This is a genomic window from Sporosarcina sp. P37 (assembly GCF_002109365.1).
Classification (GTDB): Bacteria; Bacillota; Bacilli; order Bacillales_A; family Planococcaceae; genus Sporosarcina.
The window spans coordinates 3,017,267-3,033,067 of record NZ_CP015349.1 but is presented as its reverse complement, the minus strand read 5'-3'; the positions used below and the strand labels follow the sequence as shown (position 1 = coordinate 3,033,067).

The 15,801-nt window shown below is 43.4% G+C and carries 16 protein-coding genes; 6 read left to right on the top strand and 10 right to left on the bottom strand.

The features are described 5' to 3' along the window. Positions 1-155 precede the first annotated feature (155 nt). On the bottom strand, positions 156-2,054 hold the full coding sequence (locus tag SporoP37_RS15095; protein WP_369821938.1) for a PrkA family serine protein kinase: 1,899 nt from the start codon (positions 2,052-2,054) through the stop codon (positions 156-158). Positions 2,055-2,216: 162 nt separating this feature from the next. On the opposite strand from SporoP37_RS15095, the gene SporoP37_RS15090 reads away from it, so the two are divergent. After that, a complete protein-coding gene (locus tag SporoP37_RS15090) occupies positions 2,217-3,080 on the top strand; it encodes a YitT family protein (protein WP_081244454.1) in 864 nt (287 codons plus the stop codon). Between the two features lie 41 nt (positions 3,081-3,121). Here SporoP37_RS15090 and purU read toward each other — a convergent pair whose 3' ends face one another. The 3 genes from purU to fdhF all read right to left on the bottom strand — a co-directional run bounded on the left by purU (position 3,122) and on the right by fdhF (position 7,582). Further along, positions 3,122-4,030, bottom strand: coding sequence for a formyltetrahydrofolate deformylase (gene purU / locus SporoP37_RS15085; protein ID WP_081244453.1), 909 nt, complete (start codon positions 4,028-4,030; stop codon positions 3,122-3,124). Between the two features lie 120 nt (positions 4,031-4,150). Next, positions 4,151-4,639 carry a helical membrane plugin domain-containing protein gene (locus SporoP37_RS15080; protein ID WP_085431361.1) on the bottom strand — a complete coding sequence of 163 codons (489 nt, stop codon included), beginning with the start codon at positions 4,637-4,639 and terminating at the stop codon, positions 4,151-4,153. An 18-nt stretch (positions 4,640-4,657) separates the two neighbouring features. Continuing rightward, positions 4,658-7,582, bottom strand: a complete 2,925-nt coding sequence (gene fdhF, locus SporoP37_RS15075; RefSeq protein ID WP_085431360.1) for a formate dehydrogenase subunit alpha — start codon at positions 7,580-7,582, stop codon at positions 4,658-4,660. Between the two features lie 260 nt (positions 7,583-7,842). On the opposite strand from fdhF, the gene SporoP37_RS15070 reads away from it, so the two are divergent. Next, positions 7,843-8,184: a Na-translocating system protein MpsC family protein gene (locus SporoP37_RS15070; RefSeq protein WP_085431359.1), complete on the top strand. Its 342-nt coding sequence runs from the start codon at positions 7,843-7,845 to the stop codon at positions 8,182-8,184. A gap of 11 nt (positions 8,185-8,195) precedes the next feature. Next, complete coding sequence (gene fdhD, locus SporoP37_RS15065) at positions 8,196-8,996, top strand: formate dehydrogenase accessory sulfurtransferase FdhD (RefSeq protein WP_143565449.1); 801 nt, start codon at positions 8,196-8,198, stop codon at positions 8,994-8,996. Positions 8,997-9,120: 124 nt separating this feature from the next. Here fdhD and ypfJ read toward each other — a convergent pair whose 3' ends face one another. Continuing rightward, positions 9,121-9,963, bottom strand: a complete 843-nt coding sequence (ypfJ, locus tag SporoP37_RS15060; protein ID WP_085431358.1) for a KPN_02809 family neutral zinc metallopeptidase — start codon at positions 9,961-9,963, stop codon at positions 9,121-9,123. A gap of 213 nt (positions 9,964-10,176) precedes the next feature. On the opposite strand from ypfJ, the gene serC reads away from it, so the two are divergent. Continuing rightward, a complete protein-coding gene (gene serC / locus SporoP37_RS15055) occupies positions 10,177-11,274 on the top strand; it encodes a 3-phosphoserine/phosphohydroxythreonine transaminase (protein ID WP_369821937.1) in 1,098 nt (365 codons plus the stop codon). Between the two features lie 23 nt (positions 11,275-11,297). Here serC and SporoP37_RS15050 read toward each other — a convergent pair whose 3' ends face one another. From SporoP37_RS15050 to SporoP37_RS15040, 3 genes are all read right to left on the bottom strand, one after another. Further along, the gene (locus SporoP37_RS15050; protein WP_081244446.1) at positions 11,298-12,167 is read right to left on the bottom strand and encodes an STAS domain-containing protein; all 870 of its coding nucleotides are present in this window, start codon (positions 12,165-12,167) and stop codon (positions 11,298-11,300) included. Between the two features lie 30 nt (positions 12,168-12,197). Next, entirely contained in the window at positions 12,198-12,620 is a 423-nt protein-coding gene (locus SporoP37_RS15045; protein ID WP_085431357.1) for a hypothetical protein, read from the bottom strand. Positions 12,621-12,702: 82 nt separating this feature from the next. Continuing rightward, a complete protein-coding gene (locus SporoP37_RS15040; protein WP_232329773.1) occupies positions 12,703-13,014 on the bottom strand; it encodes a YqkE family protein in 312 nt (103 codons plus the stop codon). 70 nt (positions 13,015-13,084) lie between these two features. On the opposite strand from SporoP37_RS15040, the gene SporoP37_RS15035 reads away from it, so the two are divergent. Then, positions 13,085-13,984 carry a hydroxymethylglutaryl-CoA lyase gene (locus SporoP37_RS15035; protein ID WP_085431356.1) on the top strand — a complete coding sequence of 300 codons (900 nt, stop codon included), beginning with the start codon at positions 13,085-13,087 and terminating at the stop codon, positions 13,982-13,984. Between the two features lie 18 nt (positions 13,985-14,002). After that, positions 14,003-14,926: an alpha/beta hydrolase gene (locus SporoP37_RS15030; protein ID WP_081244443.1), complete on the top strand. Its 924-nt coding sequence runs from the start codon at positions 14,003-14,005 to the stop codon at positions 14,924-14,926. A 58-nt stretch (positions 14,927-14,984) separates the two neighbouring features. Here SporoP37_RS15030 and SporoP37_RS15025 read toward each other — a convergent pair whose 3' ends face one another. Together SporoP37_RS15025 and sirA are read right to left on the bottom strand one after the other, a co-directional pair. Then, positions 14,985-15,221, bottom strand: a complete 237-nt coding sequence (locus SporoP37_RS15025) for a YneF family protein (protein ID WP_081244442.1) — start codon at positions 15,219-15,221, stop codon at positions 14,985-14,987. Positions 15,222-15,332: 111 nt separating this feature from the next. Further along, the gene (gene sirA / locus SporoP37_RS15020) at positions 15,333-15,773 is read right to left on the bottom strand and encodes a sporulation inhibitor of replication protein SirA (RefSeq protein WP_081244441.1); all 441 of its coding nucleotides are present in this window, start codon (positions 15,771-15,773) and stop codon (positions 15,333-15,335) included. Positions 15,774-15,801 lie beyond the last annotated feature (28 nt).

Below are 15,801 nucleotides of genomic sequence, written 5' to 3'. Positions count from 1 at the left end.
ACAATTTGTTTCCTTATCATATGCGATAGAAGTTTGAATATTGACAAAATAAAAAGAGACCTCTTGTTTAAGAGGTCCCAGAATGAATTCAGATCAAACTATTTTCATAAAACACTGGCTGCAGTCTGCTTGCCTTCCCGCTATTCTCCATCTGGTTATCTGTTCAGCAAGCTCCCGACATAGCGCAGCAGTTCATTTGCGGAAACAGTATTATAACCGTGTTCGTCTACCAGACGGGCTACTACTTCATTCATTTTCTTCAATTGCGTCTCATCCGGTGTAGAGGAGGTTGTAGTGATTTTTACTACATCTTTCAAATCGGCGAAAAGCTTTTTCTGAATGGCTTCACGCAGACGGTCATGCGAACGGTAGTCAAAGCGCTGACTTTTTCTGGCGTATGCTGAAATACGGATTAAAATCTCTTCACGGAAAGCTTTCTTTGCATTTTCCGAAATTCCAATCTGTTCTTCCAGCGAACGCATCAATTTTTCGTCGGGACTGACTTCTTCACCGGTAAGCGTATCCCGTAATTTATTTTTATTGCAGTAAGCTTCCACATTATCCAGGTAGTTATCCATCAGCGTCTTCGCTGATTCTTCATAGGAATAGACGAACGCTTTCTGCACTTCTTTTTTCGCAATTTCATCGTATTCTTTGCGTGCCATGGAAATGTAATTCATATACGTGTCACGGTCTTCGGCAGATATCGATGCGTGCTGATCAAAGCCGTCTTTTAACGAACGCAATACATCCAGCGCATTGATGCTCGGCACTTCTTTTCGAATGATTGCGGAGGAAATGCGGTTAATGACATAGCGCGGGTCGATTCCATCCATACCTTCGTCAATGAATTCGTTTTTCAGTTCTTCAGTATCTGCATTATTAAACCCTTCCACATTCTGTCCATCATACAGACGCAGCTTCTTCAAGCGGTCGACTCCTTGTTTTTTAGAAGCTTTCAAACGCGTCAATACAGAGAATATCGCAGCTACGCGCAGTGCATGCGGTGCAATATGGACGTGAGCCATATCACTGTCGCGAATCATTTTTTCGTAGATTTTTTCCTCAGCACTTACTTTCAAATTATATGGAATCGGAATGACAATCAACCGTGAATGCAGCGCTTCATTCTTTTTGTTGCTGATAAAGGAACGGTATTCCGTTTCATTTGTATGCGCGACAATCAATTCATCTGCACTAATCAGCGCAAAGCGGCCTGCTTTGAAATTCCCTTCCTGTGTCAGGGATAATAAATGCCAAAGGAACTTTTCATCGAGCTTCAGCATTTCCTGGAATTCCATCATGCCGCGATTCGCTTTATTTAACTCTCCGTCAAACCGATAAGCGCGGGGATCTGATTCGGAACCAAATTCGGCTATCGTTGAGAAATCGATGCTTCCTGTCAGATCAGCAATATCCTGTGATTTTGGGTCAGATGGAGTGAAAGTCCCGATTCCCACTCTTCGGTCTTCAGACAGCAGGATACGCTCCACCAGGACATCTTCAATCTTTCCGTCATATTCTTCTTCCAGACGCAGCTGATTAAGAGGCGACAAGCTGCCTTCTACACGTATGCCGTACTCTTCAAAGAATGACTCCCGCAGCGGGTTGGGGATGAGATGCAGCGGATCTTCATGCATCGGACAGCCTTTAATTGCGTACACTGCCCCTTCATCTGTGCGTGAGTACGCTTCCAGCCCGCGCTTGAGCATCGTAACAATAGTTGATTTACCGCCGCTGACAGGGCCCATGAGCAACAGCACCCGTTTCTTTACGTCCAAACGTTTTGCCGCAGGATGAAAGTATTCCTCCACCAGACGCTCGATCGATTCTTCAAGACCAAATAATTCTTCATTAAAGAAATTATAGACTTTCTTGCCGTCGTGCTTTTCGATTCCTGCACTTTTGATCATTTCATAAATACGTGAATGGGCAGTTTGCGCAACTTCTTTGCGCTCTTTTAACAGCTCCAGGTATTCCATAAACGTGCCTTCCCACTTCAACTCATTTTCTTCTTTGCGATAATTATGCAACTGACGAATGATATCCAACATATCTCCTCCAATTAGGCTATGATGTATCATCGTATGCCCGGGAAGTAAAAATGATTCATCCCTCTTCCTAGAGAGAAAAATGAAACTCTTATAATTCATCCTTCTTTCTTCGTTTAAATTCCGTTAAGATAGTACATATCGGATTTGGAAAAGGGGAGTGTTATGAACAAGCAGCATAAAAAAGAGACGATCGGGCATCTGCTCAGACGCTATGTATTTATTTCAATCGGTGTAGTCATCACCGCCATTGCATTAGATTTATTTTTGATCCCGAATTCCGTGATTGACGGAGGAATTATTGGAATTGCCCTTATATTAAACTTCATCACAAAAATACCGTTCGGGATTTTGATTTTGCTCTTAAATTTACCTTTTCTGTTTTTCGGGTATAAACATATCGGGAAAAATTTCTTTTTCTCCTCATCCTATGCTATTGCATTACTTGCCATTGTAGAGATTCCGCTAAAAAATGTCGGACCGTTCGTTACGGATTCATTGCTTGCCACTGTGTTTGGCGGTCTGCTGCTCGGGGCCGGTGTGGGAACCATCATCCGAAATGGCGGTGCGCTAGACGGCACGGAAATTTTAGGCATCTTATTGACGAAAAAAATTCCGTACAGTGTCGGAGAATTTGTTATGTTCTTCAACCTCTTCATCTTCGGCTGGGCAGGGTTTGTGCTTGGCCCGGAAAAAGCTATGTACTCCATCATTACCTATTATATCGCCTCAAAAGCAATCGATATCGTCATACAGGGACTGGATGAAACAAAGGCTGTCTTTATCATTTCAGATGAATACGAAGAGCTTGGCGAGGCGATTCGTCTGCGGCTTGGAAGAAGTATTACAAAACTGCACGGCCGCGGCGGCTACACAGATAATGAAAAAGACGTCATCTACGTCGTAGTGACACGGCTGGAAATTTCAAAACTGAAACAGATTACGACCGATATAGACCCGTCTGCATTTCTGACGATTATGAACACGCAGGAAACGCACGGGGCCACTTTCAAATCACCCATACACTAAAAAAACCGTCATCCAATGACATCGGATGACGGTTTTTTCTATTACTGGAAAACGATTGTTTTATTGTTCTCTACAATTACACGGTCTTCCAGATGCCATTTCACCGCGCGGGCAAGGACACGCCGCTCGATAGTACGTCCAATCTTCTTCAGCTGGGCTACATCGTCCCGGTGATCTACCCGTTCGATATCCTGCTCAATGATCGGACCTTCATCCAGATCATTCGTTACGTAGTGCGATGTCGCACCAATCAATTTTACACCGCGCCCAAACGCTCTCTCATATGGGCGTGCGCCGATAAATGCCGGTAAAAATGAATGGTGGATATTGATGATCTGATTTGGAAAGTGACTGACAAAATCAGGCGTCAGAATTTGCATATAACGCGCTAAAACCAGTACGTCGACATCGTATTCCTCCATCAGCCTGATCTGCTGCTGCTCTACTTCTTGGCGGATATCTTTATTTGCAGGAATGTAGTGAAAAGGGATGCCAAGTGCTTCTACCATACCGCGTGCATCTTCATGGTTACTGATGACGACCACGATATCCGTATTCAAATCACCGTTTTGCCACTCCCAAAGAAGCTCCATTAAGCAATACGGCTCTTTAGAAACGAAGATTGCTGTCCGTTTCAGCTCTACTGCATAGGAAAATTTATAATCTAATTCATGCTGGGCTGCAATTTCCTCAAAATCTGCCTCAATCTCTTCTTTCTTTTCAAGCAAATGATCCAAGTGGAATTCGATGCGAAGATAGAACATGCCGCCTTCAGGATCAGTTGAGTATTGGCTGGACTCTACAATATTTGCGCCGTGTTTCAGCAAAAAAGTAGAAACTGCAGAAACAATTCCCGGTCTGTCCGAGCATTTAACAAGCAGTCTGCCGATATTTTTCAATGATGCGGATTGTTCTTTTAAATGTGAAGCTATTTTACTCTGTGTTGACATTTTTCCATCTCCTACTAATAAAGTTACTTAATGAATAAGTTCCCCGGCCCAAATGGCCAGGGAACGGGTGAACTATTACGTTACAGTATGAAGCAAATTCGCCGGTTTCGCAAAGTTTTGTTACTCTGAAGAATCCTCCAGGCCTTTACCCATTCCCTTGAGGAAGTTCAGACCGAATGTTAACGCACGATTTATATCAGGATCATTCATCGATTTCATCAGCTGAAGCAGACTTGTTTTCTGTCCTTCTGCATTTCCCTGTTCCGCTTCAGATAAGCCCTTTTGAACACTTTGAGATAATTGTTTAACGGTTGCCGGATCCAAAGCGGTCAGCACGCCGGCGCCGGCCATCAAATTATTGAGCATATTCGTTACAGGCTCCCTTGATACTTGACCCAGCGCTATTCCGGTGATCTTTTCTTTTGATTGAAGCATGGCCTGCAATGCATCCAATGCTCCAATCTTATGAAGTTCACCTGTAAGCTCCATCACTTTCTGCAAAGACTCTTCCTGTTCTGCAATTTGTTTCTGCAATTCGGCCAGTTTCTCCTGCTGCACTTCCATTTCCGAACGTTCTTTTCTTTTAATAGAAGTTATTGGTGCTGCCATTCACATTCACCTCACTGTTTATCGGTCTGTTAATTGAACATACCCTGGACGGTTCCATTTACGCTGCACTTCCACGCCGTTTTGCGGATGGCGCTTCTTATCGCGATGATTACTCTTCGGCAATGGATTATCTCCCTGCTTTTCAAGAACTTCCATCCGCACTTTGGTCTGCTTGTATGCCGGCGTGTTTGTTCGCTCATCTGTTGCCGGGCCGGTCAAGAAATTAATTGCTGATTCTTTTTCCACTGAATTCATAGGTAAGAATAATTCATTCTTCTGTACTCTGTCCGTGACAAGTGCAGGCAGCTTAACCGCACCGTACGGCGATATCAATCTGACATACGTACCTGTTTCCACTCCCCGTTCACTAGCCAGTTCGGGAGAGATTTCCACATAAATATTCGGTACCTTTTCTTGAATTCCTTCTGATTTATTGGTCATATTTCCTTCATGGAAGTGCTCAAGCATACGTCCATTATTAATATGAAGATCAAATTCATCAGGAAATTTCACAGGCTCTACCCAATCTGATAATGCAAAGCGGGCTTTTTTGTCAGGGAAATTGAACCCTTCGGTATAAAGCAGCGGAGTACTCTTTCCTTCAAGACTGCCCCATAGGAAACTGCCCCAATCTTCCAGCACTTCATAGGAAGCTTCGCCGAACATTGGACTCAAACTTGCCATTTCAGCGAAAATCTCACTTGGATGCGTGTAATTCCAGTCAGCGCCTAATCTATTCGCAACTTCCTGGATAATCCACCAGTCCTGCCGTGAATCACCTTTATTCGGCAGCGCTTTATACAGTCTTTGTACCCTGCGCTCGGTATTCGTGAACGTACCGTCTTTCTCAAGTGATGGCACGGCGGGCAATATCACATCCGCATATTGTGCAGTACGTGAGAAGAAAATATCCTGAACAACGAGAAAATCCAGCTTCGACAGAACGTCATGAACATAGTTCGCATTGGAGTCTACAAGCGCCATATCTTCCCCGACAATATACATTCCTTTCATTACCCCGTCATCAATTGAATGCAGCATTTGAATATTATCGAGTCCAGGTTTACCTTCTATTTCCACACCATACGCGCGCTCAAATTTCTCTCTTGCCGCGTCGTCCGTAATATGCTGATAGCCTGGCAGCCAGCCCGGAAGACTTCCCATGTCGCAGGCACCTTGGACGTTGTTGTGACCGCGAAGCGGATACGCACCTGCACCCGGACGGCGGTAATTCCCAGTAGCCAGCAGCAAATTGGAAATTGCTGCAGAGGTATCCGAACCGCCCGTATTCTGTGTCACACCCATCCCCCATAAGATACACGTGCCGTCTGCATCGCGGATCATTTCCGCAGTGCGGATGAGTACGTCTTTTGAAATACCTGTCACTTCTTCCGCGTATTCCAACGTATAGCGGTTTAATACTTCGTTAAAGTCTTCAAAGTGCAAAACATTCTCTTCGATAAATTGCTGGTCGTGCCAGCCCTGGTCAATCAGATATTTCGTTACTGCCATCAGCCATACCTGATCCGTCCCTTGCTGCGGTGTCATAAAGATATCTGCGCGTTCCGCCATCTCGTGCTTTCTGAGATCCGCCACGATTAGCTTTTGGCCATGAAGTTTATGCGCTCTCTTAACGCGTGTCGCAAGAACAGGATGTCCTTCTGCGGGATTGGCACCGACAATGATGACGAGGCCTGCTTCTGCAATATCTTTAATTGTGCCGGCATCCCCGCCCATCCCTACTGTACGGAACAATCCGTCTGTAGCCGGAGATTGGCAATAGCGCGAACAGTTATCTACGTTATTCGTACCGAACACCTGCCGGGCAAATTTTTGGATGACATAGTTCTCTTCATTCGTAATTTTAGATGAAGAGATGATGCCTACCCCATCCTTTCCATGCTCATCACGTATTTTACCGAGGTTTTTCGCGACCAGATCCAATGCATCATCCCATGACGCCTCTACAAAGTCCTCGCCTTTACGAATAAGCGGAGCCGTAATGCGCTCTTCACTGTTAACGAAATCCCAGCCGAACTTCCCTTTGACACATGTAGATATTTGATTGACTGGTGCATCAGAAACCGGCTGAATTTTCAATATAGTTCGATCTTTCGTCCATACTTCGAACGAACAGCCTACACCGCAAAAAGTGCAAACCGTTTTGGTTTTATCAATCTTCGGCTCTCTCATCGCAGCTTCCACATCGGAAATTGCCATGATGCTGCTGTAACCCGGTTCCACTTCTTTAATTAAATCGATCATCGGATCCAATAGCTCATCATCCATTTTCGTCAGGAATCCTGCTTCACCCAGCATCGTTTTTTCCATGAGTGCGTTACACGGACAAACCGTGATACAATGGCCGCAGCCTACGCAGGACGATTCATTGATCTTCGCACCGCCGTCCCATAAAACGATTGGACGGTCACGTTCCCAATCGATAGAAAGTGTTTCATTGACCTGCAGGTTTTGGCACACTTCCACACACTGGCCGCATGCGATACACTGATTCGGGTCATAGCGGTAGAATGGATGCGTGAAGTCTACTGCATCTTTTGAACACTTTGGCTCATAAGGATATTTTTGTTCTTCCACTCCCATGAGTGCCACTGTATTATGTACTTTGCAGTTTCCATTATTATTGTCGCAGACAGTACAATACAGCAAATGGTTTTCTAAAATTCGGTCCATCGCCTCGGTCTGTGCAGCTTTCGCACGGGGAGATGCTAATTTCACATCCATGCCGTCCACTGCCTTCGTAGAACAGGCACGCGTGAGTTCGCCATTTACTTCCACGATACATGTATCACATGTCTCAATGGGGTCTACTTCAGGCAAATGACAAATTTGCGGATGCTCGATGTTGTTTGCATTAATCACCTGAATAAGTGTCGACCCCGGCTGGAAATCAAACAGCTTATCGTTTATTGATATTGACATACAGGCGCCCTCCTTCTCAAATAAAAATCCACCATAAAAAAACCGTCAGTGCGGTAATTTTTATGGTGGAATAGTTTCTTAACAGGACTTGCTAAAGAACCAATCCATACTTATTATATCAAGTAGGCTGATGAACCCCCGGCAATCGCATACTGGAGTTTCATCAATTCTGTATTTAGTATAAAGTAATAGAGCACATTATACAATGCCTAATGACAAAAAATTAGACTATTCTGCCAATAAGAGTAAGGAAGTGTCCTATGAAAAAAATTCATGAGTTTAATGATGTGATCCGGAAACTGCGCAAAGATCTATTCGGTAAAGGACCAGAGCGTATTCATACGGTATTTATTGATAATATGGCGGTGTCTACCCTGTACGGCAATTTGACACCGACTGAAAAGTTTATTGCTGGCACTGAGGACGGCAAAGAGATGGTGCACCGCGCGCGCACGAGCATGATTCAGGCTGTTTATGATAAAGAACCGCCCGCAGGCTTGGAAGAACTTGTCGATGCGAAGTTTCTGCACTTATTCAGCGATTTTAAAATTGACGATGACATAGCGGTATCGGTTTTTTTATTCGATCGTTCGATTGATTGAAGGGAGGCAGCATCATGGAGCTGCAGCAGCAACGTTCTATTATTCGTTTTCAGGACGGCGAAATTTTGAAAAAAGATGACCGTGTGGCAATAGAATACGCGATCACTATAAAGCTGAATGGAAAAGAATTTGCAACAATCGTCTGTACGCCTGAATACATTGAAGATATGACAGTCGGCTTTCTTGCCTCAGAAGGTGTCGTACCGAAATGGGCGCACATTAAAGATATCCGATTGGATCTCAAAAATGGCTTTATTCATATCGAAACGGAAAAAGTTTATCCTTTCTTTGAACAATTGCAGAACAAGCGTTATATTACATCGTGCTGCGGCATGAGCAGACAAGGATTCATTTTCGCAAGTGATGCATTAACCGCAAAAAAAATGGACAGCGTTTCGGTTCATCTTACACCTGCTCAAATATTTTCACGGATGAATGAAATGGAAGAACAGGCAGACATGTTCCGCCATACTGGCGGTGTCCACAATGCAGCATTATGTGCGCCTGATCAGCTGCTGCTGTCTCGCATGGACATCGGCCGGCATAATGCACTGGATAAAATTTATGGCCATTGTTTGAAAAACGATATTTCCGTTCGCGATAAAATTATTGTGTTCAGCGGGCGAATCTCTTCTGAAATTTTATTGAAAGTCGCGAAGATCGGCTGTGAAATCGTATTATCTAAATCTGCACCGACCGAGCTGGCCCTGTCTTTAGCGGATGACCTTGGCATTACAACTGTCGGTTTCATTCGCGGCAAGTCTTTTAATGTCTATACTCACCCTGGTCGGATCCGATGGAATGAAGAGTGAAGTATTTCCCTGCTTATGTGAGAGAATACTAAACGGCTTCGCAATGAAAAGCATAAATCACATCACGCAACAAAATAAAAAGACAGCACCTGTCATTCTTTCTGCATGAATGACGGGTGCTGTTTTATTTTTCGGTCTGATTAAATGTGTCTCCGCCTTTAATCGTACCCAGTTCAAATCCGTGCTCAAACCAGTACATGCGTTGTTTTGCCGTGCCGTGCGTAAAACTTTCGGGCACTACATATCCCCTTGCACGTTTTTGAATCGTATCATCTCCTACGGCACTTGCTGCTGTAATAGCTTCCTGTAAATCACCCTGTTCCAAATATCCGCGCCCTTGCGCATGATGCGCCCATACGCCTGCAAAATAATCTGCCTGCAATTCAAATCTCACCAAATATTTATTGAATTCTTCTTCGCTCATTTTTTGGCGTAATGGCATCACTTGCTCTGAAATTCCCAGCAATGTCTGCACGTGGTGCCCCACCTCATGTGCAACGACATACGCCATTGCAAAATCACCCGGCGCTTTAAATGAATTTTGCAATTCATTGTAAAATGCTAAGTCAATATACAATTTCTGATCTCCGGGACAGTAGAATGGGCCGGCAGCTGCGCTTCCAAATCCACAGGCAGTCTGTACTTGTCCAGAATAAAGCACGAGCGTGGGATTCTCATATTGCAGTCCTTCGCGCGCAAACAGCTCTGACCAAATATCTTCAGTATCCGCCAAGACAACTGACACAAAATCCGCCAGCTCTTTATCCTGTGCTGTTTCGACGTATGGCTCATCAGGAGCTGCCGGGCTGCTGTCCAAAAGGTCTCCGGGGTTACCTCCTAACAGCAGAAAAAGAATAATACCTACGATGCCAAGGCCTCCGCCGCCTAAAGCAATCGCTCCCCCTCCTCTTCTTCTGCCTCTGCGGTCTTCCACATTTGTACTTTTTCTGCGTCCGTCTGTTTTCACTATCTATGCCCCCGTTCCTTCTTTTACTCATCGGAAATATTTCATTATGTAGACTGTACTTGCTTACATTGTACCCATCTTTACAATTCAGCAAACTAGACGGCAAGACAAATCGAAGCGGTTCTTTGCAGATATTCGGCAGATAACTATTCCACACGCTCTGTTTTTCATATATACTTTACTTTAGGGTTGTAAATTAATGAAGGAGTGATTTTGTTGAATAGTCAAAAGGCTGTCTATAATTTTAATGCGGGTCCATCCGCTCTTCCAAGAGAAGTACTGGACAAAGCACAAGCTGAACTTGTGAATTTTAAAAAATCCGGGATGTCCATCATGGAAATGAGTCACCGCAGTGCAACATATGAGGAAGTACATAATCAAGCAATTCAGCGTTTACGTTCTTTATTCTCCATTCCTGAAAACTATGAAGTCCTATTTTTACAGGGCGGGGCAAGTCTCCAATTTGCCATGGTCCCAATGAACTTCCTGCCTGAAGGAAAAAAGGCCGGCTATATCATGTCTGGTGCCTGGTCAGATAAAGCATTAAAAGAAGCAAAGACAATCGGTGATGTATACGAAGCAGCTTCCACAAAAGATACAAACTATAACCATGTTCCATCCGCCGAGGAAATCAAATACAACGAAACGGATGCTTATGTTCATATTACATCCAACAATACCATTTTCGGCACACAGTTCCATGAGTTCCCGTCTATCGGCAATGTTCCGTTGATTGCTGATATGTCCAGCGATATTTTGTCCCGACCTCTTGACGTCAGTAAATTTGGTATGATTTATGCCGGGGCTCAGAAAAACCTTGGTCCATCAGGTGTTACAGTTGCTGTCATTCGCAAAGATCTGCTGGAGGATGCCAACAGCGGAATTCCGGCCATCTTAAAATACAGCACGCATGCGTCTAACAATTCTTTATACAATACACCGCCGTCTTTCGGAATTTATATGCTGGGCGAAGTATTGGGCTGGATGGAGCAGCAGGGCGGACTGGAGCAAATTGCAAAACGAAATGAAGAAAAAGCAAATCTGATCTATGACGTAATCGATAACAGCAATGATTTTTATACAGGACACGCTGAAAAAAGCAGTCGTTCACTTATGAACATCACATTCCGCGTAGCAGATGAAGAATTGGAAAAGCAATTCTTGCAGGAAGCAAAGGAAGCTGGATTCGTCGGATTAAACGGCCACCGTTCTGTCGGCGGATGCCGGGCATCAGTTTATAACGCAGTGCCGTATGAAGCCTGCCGGGCATTACAGCAATTCATGCTTGACTTCCAGAAAAAACATCAATAAAAAAATAGACCCAGCCGCTTCTGTTAAGAAGAGGCCGGGTCTTTAATTTTCCCTATTGAAAATACATCTGAAAATGCCATTTCCAGCGAACTGAACGTTTGAACATTCGTGAAATCCAGGCCAAGCTCTGTAGAAGCATGGGCAATTTCTGGCCGAATCCCTGTAATTGTAGTTCGTGTGCCTAATAAAGAAAGGACCTGTGTGATTTGAAAAATCTTCTGGGCCACCAACGTGTCAATTACTGTCACCCCGGACAAATCAAGGAATACATGCTCAATATCTAATTCCAAACTCCTTTTTGGAATACTTTCCAGCATAATCCGCGCGCGTAGCACATCCATATCCCCCACTAAAGGCACGATTCCGATCTTATCCGTAATTTTAATAACAGGTGCGCTCAACTCATTGATCAGGCTTTGCTGTATAGCAAACTTGCTGTTCATGTATTGATTATAAGTTTCCGCAAAGCTTACATAAATTTCGTCAAAAGCATTACTTAATGTGTCACTCCAGCGCATATAATCTTTCATCGTAATTTCGTCTTCATGAAGTGTATAAAACTCTTTTATGAAGCGCCAATGCGTTAAGCGGACTTTGCTTAATGCGTCAATCACATCTTCAACAGGTGTGTTGCTGTTGACTCTGCTGAGGGCGACTACTGCAGCCCACTTCTTTTTATTTGCCGCAAATACATCCGGATTGCCGAGCAAGCTGCTGGTAACTGTCAAATTTGTCAGTTCATTCTGTTCACGAAGTGTTTCTACAGTCCGCGAATCGGCATCAAGAGAGTATATGGAGTCGTTTTCAACCGCCCTCATCGCCAGCCACTCATTTGTGATTTCCGGGGATTTATCTAGTAAATATTCATAAAGCTTACTGTCAAGCTGCCTCATCTTTTGTCCTCCTGAATACTTCAGTACTTCTTATTGAATATACACAATCAGCTGATTGGCAGTAAAATCAAAGATTTGTAAAATTATGCCGAGCGCCGTTATGTATTTGTACAGTGTATCATAATAGATCACACCATATTCTTTCTCGTAATGAGCAATTGGATAAGGATAATTTTGCTCGTCCGGTATCGGCAAGTACTTCCATGGCCTTGGTGAGTCTTTTGATTTTTCTGCATGAGCATCTGACAACTTGCCGTAAAGTCTTTCTGCCTTCTCTTTTGGGAAATCAAAGTATGTTACATTGCCATTTGCAGAAATCGGCGTCAGATTTTCCCGGATCCATTGAACAATCGGGTGCTCAATCGGCGCTGAATGGACACGTTTGAGAGATTGATTGAACTGTTCTTCCTGTATATCCTGTCTGTTGCGATAGGCAATATACAAAAAAATCATATTTTCTCCTCCTCAATTGAGCGTAATAAGTAGCACATCAAAGTATTCCGCACGGCAAAACTGCTGCCTGTATTATCAGTTTTTAATATTTTGTTCCCTGATCTCCATATTCCTCAAGCAATTCTTCAAAGCTTTTATTTTTCTCTCTTTCTTTACGTTCTTGAATCCGCTGTACTTTTTCCTGTTCTTTTTTTGTTTCTTCTATAGCTTTCATTTCTTGCTTCATTTCCTTTAATTTAGCGAGCATATCATCGCTAACTATATCTGAAAGAGATGAAGCGGAGTTATCTGCAGATTTTTCTTGCTGCTTTATAGCTGGCTTCCGTAATTTTTTGGACATTACAATCACTGCTTTCTGTTTACTAGAATTGTTGTGCTTTTCGATTTTTTTCAAAAAATAGCAAGGGGTTTGCATTGCCCTTATTCTCTGTAATTACGTACAATAGAAGAAGGGAGGTATGTGTATGTTTAGTCTACCAAAAAACGTGACACTAATCGAGGTTGGACCGCGCGATGGTTTGCAAAATGAAAATAATAGTATCCCGACAGATCAAAAACTAGCTTTTATTCACGCTTTGCAAAATGCAGGAGTCAGAGAGATGGAAATCACGTCTTTTGTCTCTCCTAAATGGGTCCCCCAAATGGCAGATGCAGCAGAGATAGTACATCGTGTAAAGAAACTAGGCAGACAACTCGTCCTGACACCGAATGCACGCGGCGCAGAAAATGCCCTGGAATCCGGCGCAGAAAGTTTCGCCGTCTTTGTGGGAGTAAGCGATACATTCAACAGGCATAATATTAACCGATCTACTGCGGAGAGTATGGAATTATTGCAGCCCATTATTACACAGGCAAAAAAAGAAGGTCATTTTGTCAGAGCCTGTATTTCGACCGCTTTTCACTGTCCTTATGAGGGGTTCATTTCTCCTGCACAGACTATGGCACTGTGTCAGCAGTTTGTAAGGATGGGTGTCGATGAATTAAGCGTTGCAGATACAGACGGCATGGCGAATCCGTCGGCCAGTTATTCTTTATTCCTTGCACTGAAAGAGCAATTTCCGGACATACTGATTACAGCTCACTTCCATGATACGCGAAAATTAGGCTTGGCGAATATTTATGCTTCCTTGCAGGCAGGTGTCGACCGTTTTGACACATCCGCTGGCGGACTGGGCGGGTGTCCTTTCGCACCCGGGGCTACAGGTAATGTCGCAACAGAAGACGTTTTATATTTGCTGGATTCACTGGAAATTGAAACAGGTATTGACAGAGAGAAGATTTGTGCCGCGGTGGATACAGTAGCACCGTATTTATCACGTCCTATTGAGACTGCTATGTATAATCTGTACAAAAGAAATCATTAAACGGAAAGGAGAATATTGTTGAAACGTAGAGTGATGTATGTCGCCGGAATTGCATCCAGTGTAGTAACGGCGTTTCTTACCATCTTCGGTATTGTCGTAACGAACCGCCTTATGTACCTGAAAACAAAGGATTCCGAATTCATTTTACAGCGTGAAATGATTGCAAAACGCTTTGACCGGCAATGGTTTGAAACCGTAAGAAAAGATGATATTTGGATTCCTTCGCCTAATGGCTATAACTTGCGTGCGATTTTCCTTCGGCCTTTGGATACGACACGCACTGTCGTTATTTGCCACGGAGTGACTGAAAATAAAGTGAATTCTATTAAATATGCCCGACTGTTTGAAAAGCTGGGATTTAATTCTGTAATTTTCGACCATCGCCGCCACGGTGATTCCGGCGGTAAGACGACAAGTTTCGGATTTTATGAAAAAATGGATTTAAAAGAAGTGGTTTCGGCTGTCCGTAAACGCGTGGGCAAACGTGCGTTAATCGGAATTCATGGAGAATCAATGGGAGCTGCGACGACGCTGCTGTACGCCGGCACGTATGAGGATGAAGCAGATTTCTATATTTCTGACTGTCCTTTCTCTGATTTCTCTGAGCAACTCTTGCATATTATTCGGACAGAACTTCCTTTTAAGACGTCCATGAGCTTGCGGATCGCCAACTTATTTTTAAAAATTCGGGATGGCTACACGTCTGCGGCAGTTTCACCGCGTGAAGTTATGAAATTCATCGACAAACCGGTATTGTTCATACACAGTATGGAAGACACGTTCATTTTGCCGCATATGACGGAAGAGCTGTATGATCTGAAAGAAGGGGATAAAATGATGAAACTTTTCGCAAAAGGCGCGCATGCCAAATCATATAATGACAACCCAGAAGAATATTTACAGACCGTGCAAAGATTTTTAAATCGTTTTCAGTTATACTAATTAGCTTTTGAAAGTCAAAAAACTCCGTGGCAGCTGGCAGCTGATCACGGAGTTTTACTTATTTTTTTTTAGCGGGCTTGTCCTGAACTTTATTCATTTGAGCCATCATTTGATTGATTTTCTTTTGTGAAGGTTTTTGTCCCATTTGCATCATCATCATACGCAACATCTGTTCATTAATTGGTGGATTTTCCTTCAAGTAATTCATCATATATTTACGCGCGATGAAAAAGCCGAGTGCGACTCCGCCGATCAAAGCGACGACGATCAATACAATTGCTAACCATAAATCCATTGCTGCCAATCCTCCCTCACTGAAAATAGTTCGATAACATACTACCAAGAAGGATTATACAACATAGCAGCAGTGAATAGCAATGACTGTTCGTAATTTGTGCGGAAGTTTTTACATCATTGCATTCTCCAGTATCATCCGCTCTGAATATTTAATTGGTTTCAGCCATCCGCATTCTTCCTGTTCATTCATGATTGCGAAAAATCGATCGGTGGAAGTGGACAGTGCGACGAATAAGTCCAGGTCAAGCATTCGGGAACCCTGACAATACACTTGGATACAATGAGTGCTCACTTTAATAAAAACTTCTCCTTTAATCAGGTGGGTCAGCCGATATTCATGATGATGCGAGTCCACATGATCAAAGCATTTGGCCAGATTATGCTGAATGATATGATCCAATTCCTTTTGGTTTAACTGATCACATAAATATTCAATTTCCTGATAGTTCGCAGAAGGACTCACCGCTAATAACTCAAAAAGTAACCGTTCACGTCCCATTATGAAGGATTGATACGCAGACTTTATCTTAAATATTTCATACTTCCTCATAACGAACACCTCCTACTGTCTATCATAG

Bases quoted from the DNA above. Each gene is read 5' to 3' on its own strand.
- SporoP37_RS15095 (WP_369821938.1), bottom strand. From the start codon at position 2,054: ATGTTGGATATCATTCGTCAGTTGCATAATTATCGCAAAGAAGAAAAT.
- SporoP37_RS15090 (WP_081244454.1), top strand. From the start codon at position 2,217: ATGAACAAGCAGCATAAAAAAGAGACGATCGGGCATCTGCTCAGACGC.
- purU (WP_081244453.1), bottom strand. From the start codon at position 4,030: ATGTCAACACAGAGTAAAATAGCTTCACATTTAAAAGAACAATCCGCA.
- SporoP37_RS15080 (WP_085431361.1), bottom strand. From the start codon at position 4,639: ATGGCAGCACCAATAACTTCTATTAAAAGAAAAGAACGTTCGGAAATG.
- fdhF (WP_085431360.1), bottom strand. From the start codon at position 7,582: ATGTCAATATCAATAAACGATAAGCTGTTTGATTTCCAGCCGGGGTCG.
- SporoP37_RS15070 (WP_085431359.1), top strand. From the start codon at position 7,843: ATGAAAAAAATTCATGAGTTTAATGATGTGATCCGGAAACTGCGCAAA.
- SporoP37_RS15050 (WP_081244446.1), bottom strand. From the start codon at position 12,167: ATGAGGCAGCTTGACAGTAAGCTTTATGAATATTTACTAGATAAATCC.
- SporoP37_RS15045 (WP_085431357.1), bottom strand. From the start codon at position 12,620: ATGATTTTTTTGTATATTGCCTATCGCAACAGACAGGATATACAGGAA.
- SporoP37_RS15035 (WP_085431356.1), top strand. From the start codon at position 13,085: ATGTTTAGTCTACCAAAAAACGTGACACTAATCGAGGTTGGACCGCGC.
- SporoP37_RS15025 (WP_081244442.1), bottom strand. From the start codon at position 15,221: ATGGATTTATGGTTAGCAATTGTATTGATCGTCGTCGCTTTGATCGGC.
- sirA (WP_081244441.1), bottom strand. From the start codon at position 15,773: ATGAGGAAGTATGAAATATTTAAGATAAAGTCTGCGTATCAATCCTTC.